General features: G+C 46.1%; 15 protein-coding genes. 3 read left to right on the forward strand and 12 right to left on the reverse strand.

Annotated features, from left to right (window positions below):
- Positions 1 to 262 precede the first annotated feature (262 nt).
- Together HRU42_RS00740 and HRU42_RS00745 are read right to left on the reverse strand one after the other, a co-directional pair.
- A complete protein-coding gene (locus tag HRU42_RS00740) occupies positions 263 to 1,132 on the reverse strand; it encodes a cation diffusion facilitator family transporter (RefSeq protein ID WP_295028067.1) in 870 nt (289 codons plus the stop codon).
- Positions 1,133 to 1,241: 109 nt separating this feature from the next.
- Complete coding sequence (locus HRU42_RS00745; RefSeq protein ID WP_295028069.1) at positions 1,242 to 1,730, reverse strand: Spy/CpxP family protein refolding chaperone; 489 nt, start codon at positions 1,728 to 1,730, stop codon at positions 1,242 to 1,244.
- A 247-nt stretch (positions 1,731 to 1,977) separates the two neighbouring features.
- On the opposite strand from HRU42_RS00745, the gene HRU42_RS00750 reads away from it, so the two are divergent.
- A complete protein-coding gene (locus HRU42_RS00750; protein ID WP_295028070.1) occupies positions 1,978 to 2,661 on the forward strand; it encodes a response regulator in 684 nt (227 codons plus the stop codon).
- A complete protein-coding gene (locus tag HRU42_RS00755) occupies positions 2,661 to 4,079 on the forward strand; it encodes an ATP-binding protein (RefSeq protein ID WP_295028072.1) in 1,419 nt (472 codons plus the stop codon). The genes HRU42_RS00750 and HRU42_RS00755 overlap by 1 nt, the downstream gene beginning before the upstream one ends.
- Before the next feature lie 285 nt (positions 4,080 to 4,364).
- Here the strand turns inward: HRU42_RS00755 and HRU42_RS00760 are convergent, their stop codons facing one another.
- Genes HRU42_RS00760 through HRU42_RS00775 form a run of 4 tightly spaced genes read right to left on the reverse strand, consistent with a single transcriptional unit; the run spans position 4,365 to position 7,219 of the window.
- Complete coding sequence (locus tag HRU42_RS00760; protein ID WP_295028075.1) at positions 4,365 to 4,736, reverse strand: hypothetical protein; 372 nt, start codon at positions 4,734 to 4,736, stop codon at positions 4,365 to 4,367.
- Positions 4,705 to 4,875, reverse strand: a complete 171-nt coding sequence (locus HRU42_RS00765) for a hypothetical protein (RefSeq protein ID WP_295028077.1) — start codon at positions 4,873 to 4,875, stop codon at positions 4,705 to 4,707. Before HRU42_RS00765 ends, HRU42_RS00760 begins: the two co-directional genes overlap by 32 nt.
- Positions 4,876 to 4,895: 20 nt before the next feature.
- The gene (locus tag HRU42_RS00770) at positions 4,896 to 5,870 is read right to left on the reverse strand and encodes a hypothetical protein (RefSeq protein WP_295028079.1); all 975 of its coding nucleotides are present in this window, start codon (positions 5,868 to 5,870) and stop codon (positions 4,896 to 4,898) included.
- 14 nt (positions 5,871 to 5,884) lie between these two features.
- Positions 5,885 to 7,219: a sphingomyelin phosphodiesterase gene (locus tag HRU42_RS00775; protein ID WP_295028081.1), complete on the reverse strand. Its 1,335-nt coding sequence runs from the start codon at positions 7,217 to 7,219 to the stop codon at positions 5,885 to 5,887.
- Positions 7,220 to 7,734: 515 nt separating this feature from the next.
- Between HRU42_RS00775 and HRU42_RS00780 the strand changes: the two genes are divergently transcribed.
- Entirely contained in the window at positions 7,735 to 8,199 is a 465-nt protein-coding gene (locus HRU42_RS00780) for a tRNA (cytidine(34)-2'-O)-methyltransferase (protein ID WP_295028083.1), read from the forward strand.
- Between the two features lie 292 nt (positions 8,200 to 8,491).
- Here the strand turns inward: HRU42_RS00780 and HRU42_RS00785 are convergent, their stop codons facing one another.
- The 6 genes from HRU42_RS00785 to HRU42_RS00805 form a co-directional block, all read right to left on the reverse strand.
- Positions 8,492 to 9,937 carry a pitrilysin family protein gene (locus HRU42_RS00785; RefSeq protein WP_295028085.1) on the reverse strand — a complete coding sequence of 482 codons (1,446 nt, stop codon included), beginning with the start codon at positions 9,935 to 9,937 and terminating at the stop codon, positions 8,492 to 8,494.
- A complete protein-coding gene (locus HRU42_RS00790; RefSeq protein ID WP_295028087.1) occupies positions 9,934 to 11,262 on the reverse strand; it encodes a pitrilysin family protein in 1,329 nt (442 codons plus the stop codon). The genes HRU42_RS00785 and HRU42_RS00790 overlap by 4 nt, the downstream gene beginning before the upstream one ends.
- Before the next feature lie 537 nt (positions 11,263 to 11,799).
- On the reverse strand, positions 11,800 to 12,162 hold the full coding sequence (locus HRU42_RS00795; protein ID WP_295028089.1) for a hypothetical protein: 363 nt from the start codon (positions 12,160 to 12,162) through the stop codon (positions 11,800 to 11,802).
- Between the two features lie 73 nt (positions 12,163 to 12,235).
- The gene (locus HRU42_RS00800) at positions 12,236 to 12,643 is read right to left on the reverse strand and encodes an EAL domain-containing protein (protein ID WP_295028091.1); all 408 of its coding nucleotides are present in this window, start codon (positions 12,641 to 12,643) and stop codon (positions 12,236 to 12,238) included.
- Positions 12,616 to 12,777: an EAL domain-containing protein gene (locus tag HRU42_RS21130; RefSeq protein ID WP_367227130.1), complete on the reverse strand. Its 162-nt coding sequence runs from the start codon at positions 12,775 to 12,777 to the stop codon at positions 12,616 to 12,618. The genes HRU42_RS00800 and HRU42_RS21130 overlap by 28 nt, the downstream gene beginning before the upstream one ends.
- A 270-nt stretch (positions 12,778 to 13,047) precedes the next feature.
- A complete protein-coding gene (locus tag HRU42_RS00805) occupies positions 13,048 to 13,668 on the reverse strand; it encodes a tRNA-uridine aminocarboxypropyltransferase (RefSeq protein ID WP_295028093.1) in 621 nt (206 codons plus the stop codon).
- Positions 13,669 to 13,736 lie beyond the last annotated feature (68 nt).

Below are 13,736 nucleotides of genomic sequence, written 5' to 3' on the forward strand. Positions count from 1 at the left end.
TAATTTCAATCGTTTAAAACGATGAAAAAACAAGCTTACTTGTTGCCCTGACTGCGTTTCAGCTTGGTTTAACAAGACTGGGTTGCCGTGTCAGTGGATGCGCATTATAGGGATGTCAGCCCAGAGCACAAGGGCTATTTAGATAAAAACTGATATATTTTATAAGTTGGTGCTTAAGCACAACCTATGCACTAGTTACCCCCAGACTTACCCACAAACCTTAGGTTTTTGCTTATTTATCACTCATTAAGCTGATAAATAGCTAAACTGGGTCTTGATGGATAATCACTTCTGCGTCATCAAAGGATGCTCTTATTCTCGCTTCAGTCTTGTCGGCTATCGCATGTGCCTCTCTTAGGCTAAGAGAACCATCCAGTTCTAAATGACATTGAATGAATGTGGTCTTGCCGGATTCTCGGGTTCTTAAATCATGGATGCCTTTAACTTGTGGGTCTTGTTGGGCCAACTCAATTATCTTTAACCTAGTGTCATCATCCAACTCTCTATCGAGTAGAGACTGAATTGAGCGATACCCTAAGCCCAAAGCTTGTTGCCCTATGAAGATTGCAATAAGGATTGCAAACAAGCCGTCAGCCCACCACCAACCATATTGTGAGAGAACAAGCGCCACTAATACTGCTGCATTCAGGAATAGATCTGATTTATAGTGAAGTGCGTCGGCCTCAATAATAGTGCTAGATGTAGCGGCTAACGCTTTTTTCTGCAGAATAACTAAAGCAAAGGTTAAGATAATAGCCACTATAGATACCAGGACGCCCAACATGGCATGATGAACGGGTGTCGGGTTAATTAGTCGGTCCCCACCATGAAAAAGCAGTAAGAAGGCAGAACCCAAAATAAATGCAGACTGGGCTAATGCAGCTAACGGCTCTGCTTTACCATGGCCATATCTATGATCTTGGTCTGCAGGGACTATGGCGTATCGAATTGCGATGAAGTTAACTATGGATGCGAGCGCATCGGCAAATGAATCAGTCAATGACGCTAGCATGCTAGCAGATCCTGAGTACATCCAGGCTGCCATCTTGATAATGATAAGGGTCAAAGCTGTAGCCACTGCTGCGCGGCTAGCTAGCTTGACCCAAAAATCGTACTGGGAAGTTTGGTTCATGAGATCATATTTCTACTATATATAGCTATTAACTTTCTTGTTAAGAAATAGCAAGCAGGGGAAGCCTATGACCTCAAGTGTATATCAATACACCTTTAAAAACTGATGACTAGTGCCAACCTTTACGTTCGCCTTTTCGTGCATGGCTTTTTTCAAAGCTATCTTTGAACGCTTCTTGTTGCTCAGGCGTCAGCAGCTTATATATCTTATTCTGAACTTTCATCATCTCTAGCTTCGTATATTTAGCCCTGTCTTGTCTCACTTGCATCAGCTCTTGTGCTTTAGTCTCATCGAAGTTATCGGCTGTTATCAAGCTTAAGAACTCGGCCTTCTTGGCTGTACGCTCTTCCTTGGTCGGACGATTCTGTTTCATTGCCGTCTTTTGCTCTTTTATAAGCAACTTAATTTCTGACTTCTGCTCCTCGGTCAAATCTAGACCTTTGAACATTTGACGCATACCACCATGGTGAGCCATGCGCTCGCCCTTCATATGATGCTGACAGTCATTTTTTCCATCTTCCGCGTATACAGCAGACGTAATAAGCACCGTGCTTGCGACAATAGCGAGTAAACCTGCTTTAAGTGTATTTGTTTTCATATCACTGACCTCTATCTGTGGGTGAGTTATTTCACGTCATTCAACACCATCTAGTTTAGCCTTCTCAATGTAAGCCAGGGTTTGTCCAAGGTAAATCACTGTAAATTTACTGAGCTATTATATTTCAATCCCGACTTCAATCGGCCTCTACAGCAATCTTTACGTAGACTTACATTGATAAACTGTAATTGACATCTAAAAAGGTATACTCGTCTTGTTAGCATATAGATTTAAGGTAAGGACACATATGAACCATCTATTACTGATAGACGATGACTTAGGCTTGTCGGACTTATTAGCACAACTTCTGGAGTTGGAAGGCTTCCAGCTAACACTCGCCCATGATGGACAATCGGGTCTAGAGCTGGCTCTGGATAAAGATTACGACCTGATCCTTCTCGATGTCATGCTGCCAAAGCTAAATGGTTTCGAGGTGTTGAAATCTCTCCGAGCTAACAAACAGACACCAGTGCTAATGCTCACCGCTCGTGGTGACGAGATTGATAGAGTTGTCGGACTCGAGATCGGAGCCGACGACTATTTACCTAAACCTTTCAACGATCGAGAGCTAGTCGCACGTATTAAGGCCATTATTCGTCGTAGTCATATTTTACCCCACGATAAACAAGCCAGTGTTTATGAATATGGCGATATCACGCTAGACCCGAGCCGTCAGGAAGTCTATTGCCAGGAACAGCTACTGATACTTACCGGAACTGAGTTTGGTTTGTTATTTGAGATGATACAAAATGCAGGCGACTTGATAAGCAAAGAGACCCTGAGTGAAAAAGTGCTTAATAAGAAGCTTATGCCATTTGACCGAAGCTTAGATATGCATCTATCTAATCTACGCAAGAAGCTACCGCAACGTATGGATGCTAGACCCAGAGTCAAGACCATTCGCGGCAAAGGCTACATTTGGTTACCCTAATGCCAGTGAGTAAACTTCCAAACCGCATATTTATTAAATTGTTACTCGGCTTTTGGCTCTGTAGCTCATTGATCATAGCCATTGTGGGCCTGCTACCTCTATTGCAGCAAAACCATGACAGAGCACCGCTTCCTCCTCATCTCGCAAAGATGCTAGCCAAGGTTGCCGAACGGGTCAGTATACGTTTGGAAGACGATCCCCAAGCGATTCATCACAGTCGATTCAAACGCCTTACTCACATCAGAGATAGAAACGACAAGCCTGTTCGTTTTTATATTGTCGATCATCAGGGCAGAGTCATTAACTCACACAAGGTCTCCCGAGGCCTGCGTCACTTCATGCTGATGGTAGACGAGGCCGAACGCCCCATGACACATCAATTTAAGAGTGAATTAATTTTTGGCCCCTATGAATTTAATGCGGCAGGGGAACAGTACTCAATTTATGGAAGACTAGCCGATCATCATCCACGACCTTGGTTTTTCTTCTTCGCAGAAAATAAATTACTGACATTAAGCTTAGCCATCATGCTCTCCGGCCTCTTATGTGGTCTGCTCGCCTGGCACCTGGGAAAACCGCTGCGTACATTGAGATTAAGCGCCGATGCACTGGCGGCCGGAGATTTAACCAGCCGTGTCGATAAGGCGACCACAAAGCGTAAAGATGAAATTGGTCAACTCGCTCATGCCTTCAATAGTATGGCCGACTCGATCGAGAACATGGTTCATAGCCAGCAAAGGTTAATCAGCGATATTTCTCATGAGCTAAGAACGCCTCTGACCCGGCTTCAATTAGCCTTGGCTCTCGCTCGAAAGAAGGGTCAGCAATCAGCCGAAACTGAACGTATCGGTTATGAAGCAGAGCAATTAGAGTTGATGATTGCAGAACTGCTTGAACTGTCGAAAGTAAAACTCAACGCCCACGAGAGTAAGCTAAACCTAGGTTTAGCTGAAACCTTGGGACAGGTTCTGGATGATGCAGAGTTCGAAGCCGAGCAACAAGGTAAATCGCTATCCATCAATATCGATGAAGCAATAACCCTGCCTCTCTATCCTAGACCTTTGTCTCGCGCCATCGAAAACTTGTTACGCAACGCCATCCGATACGCTAATACTCATGTAGAGATTAGCGCATCAGAGTCCATTGACAGCATCACCATTGAGATTATCGATGATGGGCCCGGCATCGAAAATGAACAAGATCTTAAGGCCATATTTAAGCCTTTCTATCGTCCTCAATCGGCACGCGAACGTGAATCTGGAGGCTGGGGGCTAGGTTTGGCTATCGCCGCAGCCGCGGTAACCGCACATAAGGGGTCTATCGTGGCAACCAATGTCGTCTCGCGGGGACTCAATGTGACCCTAGTATTGCCCACCATGACCGAGGATCTAACCCAACAAAATACCAGCGCTGAATGATCTCATTTGATACGTCTATACGCAGAGAATACAAAGCCCCGTGAATACGGGGCTTTGTGTAAAAATCACCTACCGATTAGTTCACTTTATACGTTATAGTGCCAGTATGTTGAACCCCTTCCTTGGTCGTATAATTGTAATCGAAGGTAGCACTGTTTGCCTGACTCTCTGTATCATCGGCAAGATAGAGGGATGTGTTATTTGAATATCGATATCCAGACGCTAAACGGGTTCCAGTTACAGGGTGAATATTATTGTTGCTAATAGTTTCATTTGAGGCCAATTTCAAATATATGCCTTATTGCCAGCATATAATTTGCCGTCAACCACCACTTTTATCTCGTCATCATATTCAGTACTGACGCCATCTGCAGTATAAGAAACCAAGCTGAGAGTGAGCTCATTTAAATTGTTAATGGAAAGCGGGAAATACAATTTCGCATAGCTGTTATCCAACACGAGATCATTGATATTAAATTTAGCATTATTAACATAGAAAGTGTTTGAGTCGTCGTTGTAAACGTCTTCCTCATCACCCGCTATCACATTGACTAAGTTACCGATCCGATACTGATACTCGCCATCAACCAGCTCACCTACGGGAGACGCCGTCAACTTAGTGCCGTTAAGTGTCAGCACTACCTCTGAGGTGATCATTGCTGATGTAAGTCGTTCCTGGGCTTATCCCCTCATCATGCTGCGCATTACCGAGGATCACCCTCACGACACCAGTCACTAGAATCTCAGCAGATCTAGGGGTGAACTTGGCATCTTGTATGACTTGCACACATAACATGGCGGTTAAACCTGCTGTGCCTATCCGTTTTTAGCGAAGAAATTTATACGGTATTCATACTGACGTCGAGCCAGATATGCTTGCCATTGAGCTTGACTCAAATGTGCCCTATCAGTTTGCCTCGAGGCCATGAGTTCTCGACTTAGTGCATCGAATCCCTGCCTATAGGTCTGTACCTCTATGGCCTGATGGGTCACTTGTTCTTGCCTGAGCAGGAGAGATGCTTGTTGCACTGGGAGCAGGTACTTATCTGCCAGAGCCTGGGTCAAAAACGCTCTGTCATAGGCCGAATAAGCGTCTGGGATCAGGGCCGAGGCATGCTCATACTTAGCCAGATCTGACTCGAGGGAGAAACGAGCCAGATCATCATGCTGCTGCCTTAATAACTCCTGGTATGCGTCGATGAAGCCTGCGGCATCTTCCAGCTCACTTAATTGCCTACTTTTGAGGCTGAATTGGTATAGTGCATATTCATCCGCAAACAGCAGCTCTGCATCGTCGCCCCACACTTGCCGATCGATATACTTAACCTGGGCAATTTTTTGCTCCAAGGAGGCATTCTGAGACACAAGCTCCAGCCCCAATAGCTCCTCTCTGGCCAGCCCATTGTGTATAAAATGCTCCAGCAGTGCATAACGTTCTGGGCTCAGCTGTCGCTTCTGCTCGAGCAAGTCTTGCTCACAGCTAGCCCCCGCCTCACAATCCTGCCAAAACAGGGCTAACAGAGTGACAAGTTTTCTGCCAGAACCTTGCTCAATTGCCCTGCTAGCAAGCTTTTCCAACTGCAGTCCGCTCGCTGACATGATAGCCTGATCCGTGCCGCCCTTAAAAACTTGCGCTGGCGTCGAGCTTAATCTTGTCTCTATTACGGCTGTGGTTAATATGTCACCAGCACGATCATGTATCTGCCTAGCCTTCTCTGGGACAATCAGATAAATCCCGCCGCCCCCCAAAGCGGCGATGAGTAAGATGCCAATATATTTAGTATTAAACATATTCGGTTAGCCTGCTAATACAAGACAGTGGCCACAGGAAAATGATCCGACAGATCCCCATGCTGCCACAATCGGGGATCTGTGGTTCTGGGCACCAATACCCGATTGGTATTATTGGGCATGGTCAAATATTCATTACTGACCACGATATAATCCAAATATTCGACATTTTCGCCACCCGAAGCCGGCGCCCTGGCAAACGCATTGACTCTTGGGTCGAAGGTCGACTCTGTATATCCGCCATAATGAGGCGCCGATGCATCCAGGTTGGCTAGCATATTGGCGTAATCATCCTCAAACTTACGCTTGTTGACGTTAAAGTCACCACCATAGATAACCATTTCACTGCTCGGAATATTCATCGAAGCGGCGAACTCGCGTATCTGCCTGAACTGACGTTGACGATAATCACGGGCCGTATCGGTATCAAACGAGGCGGTATGAGTGGCGAACAGGTGATAGGCCTTGCCTCCCTTGATCACTTCGGCATAATTGACTCCCTTGTCGGCAAAGCAGTCTGTGCCAGTACAATCAGGGAACACATACTGGCCCTGATTAACAATCGGGAAGCGACTGACTAAGATCACCCCGCCATCATAGATATTAGCCCCGGGCTTATTGAGCATCTCAGTCTGGTAGGGATATTCGCTTGCCAACTGACGTAAGAAGTCTCCCCGTCCCGATGCAAACACCTCTTGTAGCATCAAGACATCATAGCCTCGCATATACTCGGGTAATATGGCTAAGCGCTCTTGGATATGAGAAGCAATGACTGGTAAGGCCCAGATGTTATAGGTCATCACCTTGAGCACTGCTTCATTGTCGTCCCTCTGTTCATCTGTTTTTTCCGGTGTGAGGGCGTAATAGATGTCATCGTACCTTGCAGTGCTGTCAGCCTTGAATGACAGCTCTAAGGCACCCGAATGTGGGCCTTGGACCTGATACCGATAAATATCGCGGTCGTCCTGCCATTGCAGATCAACATCATCGGCGCTGGCACCATGTTTCATGGTCGAATTATACCAGTGGCCCTCGACTCGCTGATGCAAGGAAACTGACTCACCCAGCTGATTAGTGAGTCGGGTCTCGAAATTGTACTCTTGCCCCGACTTAACTCCTTCCCAGCGATTAAAACTCAGGATGACCTTAGTCTCCCAAGGACCTAAGCTATCCGCATGTTGTTGCCATTCACTCCCCTGTTCGAGGGTATCCGAGCCGGTATGGATAACTTCCACAGTAATTATCTGATCAGAATTATTGATAACATAAATGTCACTGTCGGCAAGGGCTGGTAGCGCCCATGAAACGGATATGCCGAGGGCCAAAATGGATTTTGCTAATGGGTTCATATCATTTCCTTCGATTAGAATGCCTTAAATCAAATCCTCCTGAAACAAGCTGGTATCACCTCACTCTATCTGCGAGAGCTTGATGCAGAGATCTCGATTTTTGCTTCACTATTTCGCCATAAGATCATGACGGAATAATGACACCAAGATGAAACCTCGTACATTTTCGAGGATTTGTCACCTAGCCATAGGTGTTACACAAATGTAAAACATGAATACCTTATATAAGTGCGCGAAGCAAGACTTAACGTATATATATGTCGGTTAACCTTAAGATACAGAGATCTTAAAGCGCGGCTCTGCTATCTCAGGAGAAATTCAATAAGATATTAAGTTACTTAGTCAAAATGAAAAGCAAACTAACGATACTAAATATGGACTCAGTATTGGACAGAAATCAGGGCTTAGGTATACCCTAGCGAGAGAGAAACGGGCTAGCGATCACCCGCTGTGGATATTTTTTCTGGTCGGCTTTATGTCATAATCACACTTCATTATTATTTAGGCAGATCAGCATGTTTCATATCGCACTCTATGAGCCCGAAATCGCTCCCAATACAGGTAACATCATACGTCTGTGCGCCAACAATGGTTGCCAGCTGCATTTAATTGAACCTTTAGGATTCGATCTCGAAGAGAAGAAGCTACGCCGTGCGGGATTAGATTATGCCGATCTCACCTGCGTCACCCGCTATAAAGATTATGCAAGCTTCTTGGTGGCAATGGCAGGAAGGCGCATCATGGCATGCACGACTAAAGGGAGCCGCCCTCATAACGAACTCAATTTCGAGAAGGGTGATGTACTCTTGTTTGGGCCGGAAACTCGCGGACTTCCAATGGAGATCATCGAATCTTTGCCAACGAGCCAGAGACTCAAGATCCCCATGGCGGGAATGAGCAGAAGCCTGAACCTTTCCAATGCCGTCGCCATCATCAGCTATGAAGCCTGGCGCCAGATAGGCTTCGAAGGGGCGTTATAATTCTGGTTACAAACTAGCGGGTTCTAGCTAGTATAAAGCCTGATCACCCGCTTAATGCCAGGAAATAGGCATCATCTCTATGCCGCGATAGAAGGAATAACGTTCGGTGTCATCATCCAGATATTGAACGTTTTGCAACCAGATCCAGCCATTATCCTCAAGCTCAAACCGAAATAGGCATAAATACGCAAAAGAGTATCGCTAATAAAGCGATACTCTTTGTCAAACAGCTCGATAGCATTTTTCGAGGCAACTCGATGTCGCTCCCTATAAAGCTTATTAGACTAACTGGCTATCCTCCGAAGCCAACGGCTTTGATGTCTATGCGGATAACTTCGCCATACTCGGCCGCAATAGGCGCTATTTTCTCGGCATTACCTATGATGACAAACTGCAGATCCTGCTGCGGGAAGTAGCTGCTGACCAATCTCTGCGTCTCGGCCAACGTTAAGCCGTCCACTTTAGCTTGAAAATCATTGATGAAGCCGTCATCGAAACCATAGAGGTACATATCGGATAGCAAGCCTGCAAGCTGGCCGCTGGTTTCAAACTTAGGCGGAAACTGCCCCTTGACATAGGCCTTAGCAGAATCCAGTGTCGGCTGATCTATGCCCGTGTCCCACAGTCTGGCATAGGTTTTTAGTGCCAGATCGATAGTCTCCTTGGTCGTAGAAGTCTTAGTAAAAGTACTAATTCTAAATACACCGCCCTGAGAGTAAGTAATAAATCCAGAGCGAGCACCATAAGTCAGTCCGGCATTAACCCTCAACTCATCGTTGAGCCAAGAGGTAAAACGGCCACCTAAGATAGTATTGACCACTTTCAAACCCACATAATCTGGGTTATCCCGTGAAATGCCCTTACCGCCAATCAGAAAGGTCGTTTCTATGGCATCACTCTTATCGACTAATAAGACGTTCGCAGACGCAAGTTCAGGCTGCTGCGCCTTCAGCTTGAGCGTCACGACTTGCTCGCCATTCTGCCACTGACCGAACAGCTGACTGAGTTCGGCTTTCATCTGTTCAGTATCGAAGTCACCAACCACACTGATGGCCGTGTTCCTAGGCTGGTAATAGCGCTTATGAAATGCTCTCAGCTGTGAAATATTGAGCTCGGCTAAAGACTCGCTAGTGCCAGAGGTAGCATTGCCGTATGGGTGTGCTCCGAAAACAAGTTTATCGAAATAGCGGCCGATCACCGAGCGAGGGCTCTCTTTAGCCTGAGCGAGTCCGGCAATCTCACGTTGACGCAATTTATCGAATTCGTCTGCATCAAAGTTTGGTGATAAAAGCAGACTCTTGATGAGAGGCAAGATCGTATCGCTATCTTTAGCCATAAAGTCGGCACCGATATAGCTGCCCTCTTTACCCGCATCGGCATAGATAGAGGCACCAAGGAAGTCTACCATCTGCTCTATCTCGGCCTTAGATTTGCCGGCGGCCCCCAGTAACAGGCTTTGAGCCGTCATTGCAGCCACACCAGAAGTGGTATCATTTACCGAACCAGCCCGCACCACAGCACTGACGGTCACTAAGGGCACTTCTCTCTGAGGCATCAGATATATAGTCAGGCCATTATCTAGGACCAGGTGTTCATAGGCTGGCATGCTGAAACTGCCGGTATCGACGCTGGTACTGGTCTGAGTTGAAGCACAGGCCGAAAGGGCTAATACACTGCCCAGAGCGATAGCTATTAACAGCTTATTTGAACGCTTAGTGAGATGAGTTAACGTATTCATTCATCTGTCTCCTCTGTTGCAGCCAGCACGGCGACACTACGGTTTGCACGACCTAGATAAGTTTGTGCCACACGCTGAAGATCTGCAGGTGTAACCTTGTTGTAGGCTTCTGGCGCGTTAAACAGCTTCTCGAAACTACCAAAATACAGCTCGTAGGTACCGACCGTATTGGCCTTACCATTGATAGTCTCCATGGATCGATAGAAATCCATCAACTTGATGTTTTTGACCTTCTCCAACTCCTTCTCGGTCACACCTTCACGGGCAATGCGATTAATCTCGCTAATCATGCCTTTCTCAAGTTCGACGGCAGTGATCCCTGGGTTAGCGACCCCCATGACATAGAAGAGGTTTGGATCGATTGTCATCGGTAAGTAAGTTTCAACTTCGATGGCAACTTGTTTCTCCACCAAGGATTGATACAGGCGCGAGCTATTGCCCTCACTGAGCACTGAAGACAGCAGATCCAGCGCATAGTAGTCTTCATGTGACGTCGAAGGCACATGGTAGGCAAGCATCACATTAGGCGTGCTTACCGAGGCCTTTTGTATGTAAGTTCTACGCTCACCTTTTTGCAGTGGCTCAACGGTTTTCACCTCTCTTGGAGACGCCTGGGCCGGAATAGGAGCGAAATATTTATTGGCTAACGCTTTTACTTGGTTAAACTTCACATCTCCAGCAATGACGACCACAGCATTGTTCGGCGCATAATAAGTCTTGTGGTACTGCACCAAGTCGTCCAAGGTCCAGGCGCTAATGTCTGACTCATGACCAATCACAGACCAGCTGTATGGATGTGCCCTAAATGCAATGCCTTTTAGCTCTTCTTGCAGAGTACGCCAGTTTGAATTTTCCAAACCTGTTGTACGCTCAGAGGCCACAACACCACGCTCGCTCTCCACCATTTTGGCATCGATATCCAGATGGCCGATACGATCGGCTTCCAGATCGAAGATGGTCTCTAATGCATTGGCAGGAAACCAATCCGTGTAGACAGTTAGGTTTTCAGTGGTGTAAGCGTTGTTAGCGCCACCGGCAGCTTCCATAGTACGGTCAAACATCTTAGGGCCATACTTCTTAGCACCATTAAACATCATATGCTCGAAGAAATGAGAAATGCCTGTGATACCTGGCACCTCATTACGAGACCCTACCTTCCAAAATAGATACATGTTGGCATTTGGAATCGATGAATCTTCCAATACCATAATTTTCATGCCGTTATCCAGAGTAAAACTCTTAATATCTTCGGCTTGGGTCGCTTGCACTGTGGTTGAGACCAAGGTCCCTAACATCAGTAGCCCCCCTAAAATTTTGCGAATCATTTTCGCTCCCTTATCTTATGTTTAATCGTACAGTTCGACTCTCAGATGCATCCCATAAAGCCAGTTATTCATCCCGACTCGATAGGAATGACACGCTAGGTCAAACATATAATGCTAAAACTCGTTAAAATTCAACTGTGCTCGAGTAAATAAATAGAAACAAATTGTAAATGACATATTACAGAAAATAACAATGGCCCGAATCTTATCTAAGTGATGTCACCGCTAGCTGAGTCAAGGCTTCCACACCTACTAACAAGAGCACTCTCATCGACATAGAAACGAGGAGAATGATTACTGGGTGCAATGTTAAAATCTGCCTCTGCTGGCGCGGTCACATCGACCTGTCGACTTATGATGGTTTGTACGCCATTGATGATCTGCGCTGCTGCCACAATAGGGTCGACACCATTCCAAGGACAAGAGGTGATTATTCGAATCCTCAAGAGTGAGACGGAATTTGTTGTACAAAAAGTGATTCTTAATCAGCGGCTACAGTGAGGCTTAGCACAAGTTCTGAGACTTTCATCAAACCATTTAAATAGGCTTAGGTATTTTACGCTCTTTTGACGCCGCTTCCCTCGCCTCTCTAAGGTATTTTTCCTCGCGAGACTCGCGCTCAATAAATTGCTTTTCCGCCTTAATTCTCTGCTCGGCTTCCCAATCATTAGGCTGCATTTTTTTGTATATTTTTGTCTCGCGCACTTGTGTTTCTCCCGCTGCATCCCTAGCTTTTTGTAACTGTTCGATCTCCAGTTCTCGGGACTGTTCACGCGCCGCATCGGCTTTTTGAGACAAACTTTGAGTGTCTGATGCAATGGAGATGGTTGAGAAAAATAAACAAGCCGCTCCAAGCACACAGGCTTTCTGACTAAGGTTGCCACTATTATTAAATATCATTCACCCCTCCTGGAGAGCATATAAATAAGGCATATCGGTACCATCATATTGCTGAATATAAGCTTGATGGCTTTCATGCCAAAACGCAAAAAAATTCAACCTTAGATCGCGGCTTGGCAAACAGATAGCCCTGTTGAAAGCGAGTTCCTCTAGCGACTAATGCCTCGGATTGAGCGCTAGTTTCGACTCCCTCTGCAATAATCTGCATCCCTAAGCTCTTAGCCATTTGAATGTAAGCGTCTAATACCTGAGTTCTATCGGGGGAGACTGTCAAGGTATCGACGAACAACTTATCGATCTTCAGCACATCTATGCTCAACTCTTGCAGATATGATGCACCACAGTAACCGGTACCCGCATCATCTAATTCGATACAGACACCTAACGCCTGCATTTTCTCGACATTCATTCTGGCTTGGCGCAGGTTTTTAAGGGGAAGTCTTTCGGTTATCTCTATCGCAAGCTGTCTGGCTTTATCCAACGTACCAAGGCTTCTGCTCCGACTACATAACCAGTTATAGCATCGATAATAGGTTGATAATATGCGCTTAACTCGCCTTTTTTTACGGCTTTTTGTAACTGGAAGCCCAAAGAGTTATGTAGGGCTTTGACCAAGTTAAAAATATAATACTATTAGAGTTTCTATCTCTGTGAAATCAAGATATTGCCCACAACAGAGCAATAGGTCCAAGACGCCGAGTCTTTATGCCGAATAAGAAATAAACCGGCCCCTAAATGATCAAAAAAAACGCCTCTAGCCTCTCTTGAGCTTGACTGTCACAGCCAGTGAATTTAACTTGATTGAGTTTTTCTAAACTTTTTCCCGCCACCGCTAGTTTATGCCCGATATAATTGAGCAGCTGCTCAGAATCGGAGCTCACTTCATTAGAAACTTGCCAGCTTGCATAAAGGTCGGATGTAGCGCTTGCGTACACTCGCAGGCATAGAGTTAAGACGTTGATCCACCATGGCGCTTAATGCACGGGTCAAGGGCACCACACTCAGTTTGGGCTCTATGGCTTGGAGCACCATGGCCGCCGCCTCCAACGTCGAGAGGCTATCGCTGCGACTCGCCTTACGAATGGTGTAATTCGATCCAGACTGCAGATCCAGATGCAAGCCAGGATATTGGAGTAACCAGGGATTAAGCTGCAATAACTTATAGGCCTTCCTCCAAGTGCCATCGAGCAACAACAAGATCACCTCATCATCAAACTGCTCCTCCTCAGCATCCTTACTCTTATCGGAGGGGTAAACGAGATAGACAGGCTTAGTACTGGCATCGAGATATTCGCGCAGCGACGAAAAATCATCTGGCCGCTCACCCACTAAGACTCGCGTCTCTGGGATAACCAGAGATAACAAGCGCACGCTATTCTTGGCATGACCCACTTCACTTGGATCTTGCAACACAATCAACTCAGTCGAGACATGCATCGGCTCGATACTCTCGCAGAGACAAGCCTTCAGGGGATAATGGCATTTAAGGCAGATAGGGCGGGCCACAGGGCTCTCTTAATCGTAATCAAAACTGTCCCATAGTTTAACCTACTCCTGATACAAACTGTATCACG

This window comes from Shewanella sp., assembly GCF_013214165.1.
In the GTDB taxonomy this organism is placed as follows: Bacteria; Pseudomonadota; Gammaproteobacteria; order Enterobacterales; family Shewanellaceae; genus Shewanella.

Coding starts and splice junctions, on each gene's coding strand:
- HRU42_RS00740 (WP_295028067.1), bottom strand. CDS start 1,132: ATGAACCAAACTTCCCAGTACGATTTTTGGGTCAAGCTAGCTAGCCGC.
- HRU42_RS00745 (WP_295028069.1), bottom strand. CDS start 1,730: ATGAAAACAAATACACTTAAAGCAGGTTTACTCGCTATTGTCGCAAGC.
- HRU42_RS00750 (WP_295028070.1), top strand. CDS start 1,978: ATGAACCATCTATTACTGATAGACGATGACTTAGGCTTGTCGGACTTA.
- HRU42_RS00755 (WP_295028072.1), top strand. CDS start 2,661: ATGCCAGTGAGTAAACTTCCAAACCGCATATTTATTAAATTGTTACTC.
- HRU42_RS00760 (WP_295028075.1), bottom strand. CDS start 4,736: ATGATCACCTCAGAGGTAGTGCTGACACTTAACGGCACTAAGTTGACG.
- HRU42_RS00765 (WP_295028077.1), bottom strand. CDS start 4,875: ATGTTATGTGTGCAAGTCATACAAGATGCCAAGTTCACCCCTAGATCT.
- HRU42_RS00770 (WP_295028079.1), bottom strand. CDS start 5,870: ATGTTTAATACTAAATATATTGGCATCTTACTCATCGCCGCTTTGGGG.
- HRU42_RS00775 (WP_295028081.1), bottom strand. CDS start 7,219: ATGAACCCATTAGCAAAATCCATTTTGGCCCTCGGCATATCCGTTTCA.
- HRU42_RS00780 (WP_295028083.1), top strand. CDS start 7,735: ATGTTTCATATCGCACTCTATGAGCCCGAAATCGCTCCCAATACAGGT.
- HRU42_RS00785 (WP_295028085.1), bottom strand. CDS start 9,937: ATGAATACGTTAACTCATCTCACTAAGCGTTCAAATAAGCTGTTAATA.
- HRU42_RS00790 (WP_295028087.1), bottom strand. CDS start 11,262: ATGATTCGCAAAATTTTAGGGGGGCTACTGATGTTAGGGACCTTGGTC.
- HRU42_RS00795 (WP_295028089.1), bottom strand. CDS start 12,162: ATGATATTTAATAATAGTGGCAACCTTAGTCAGAAAGCCTGTGTGCTT.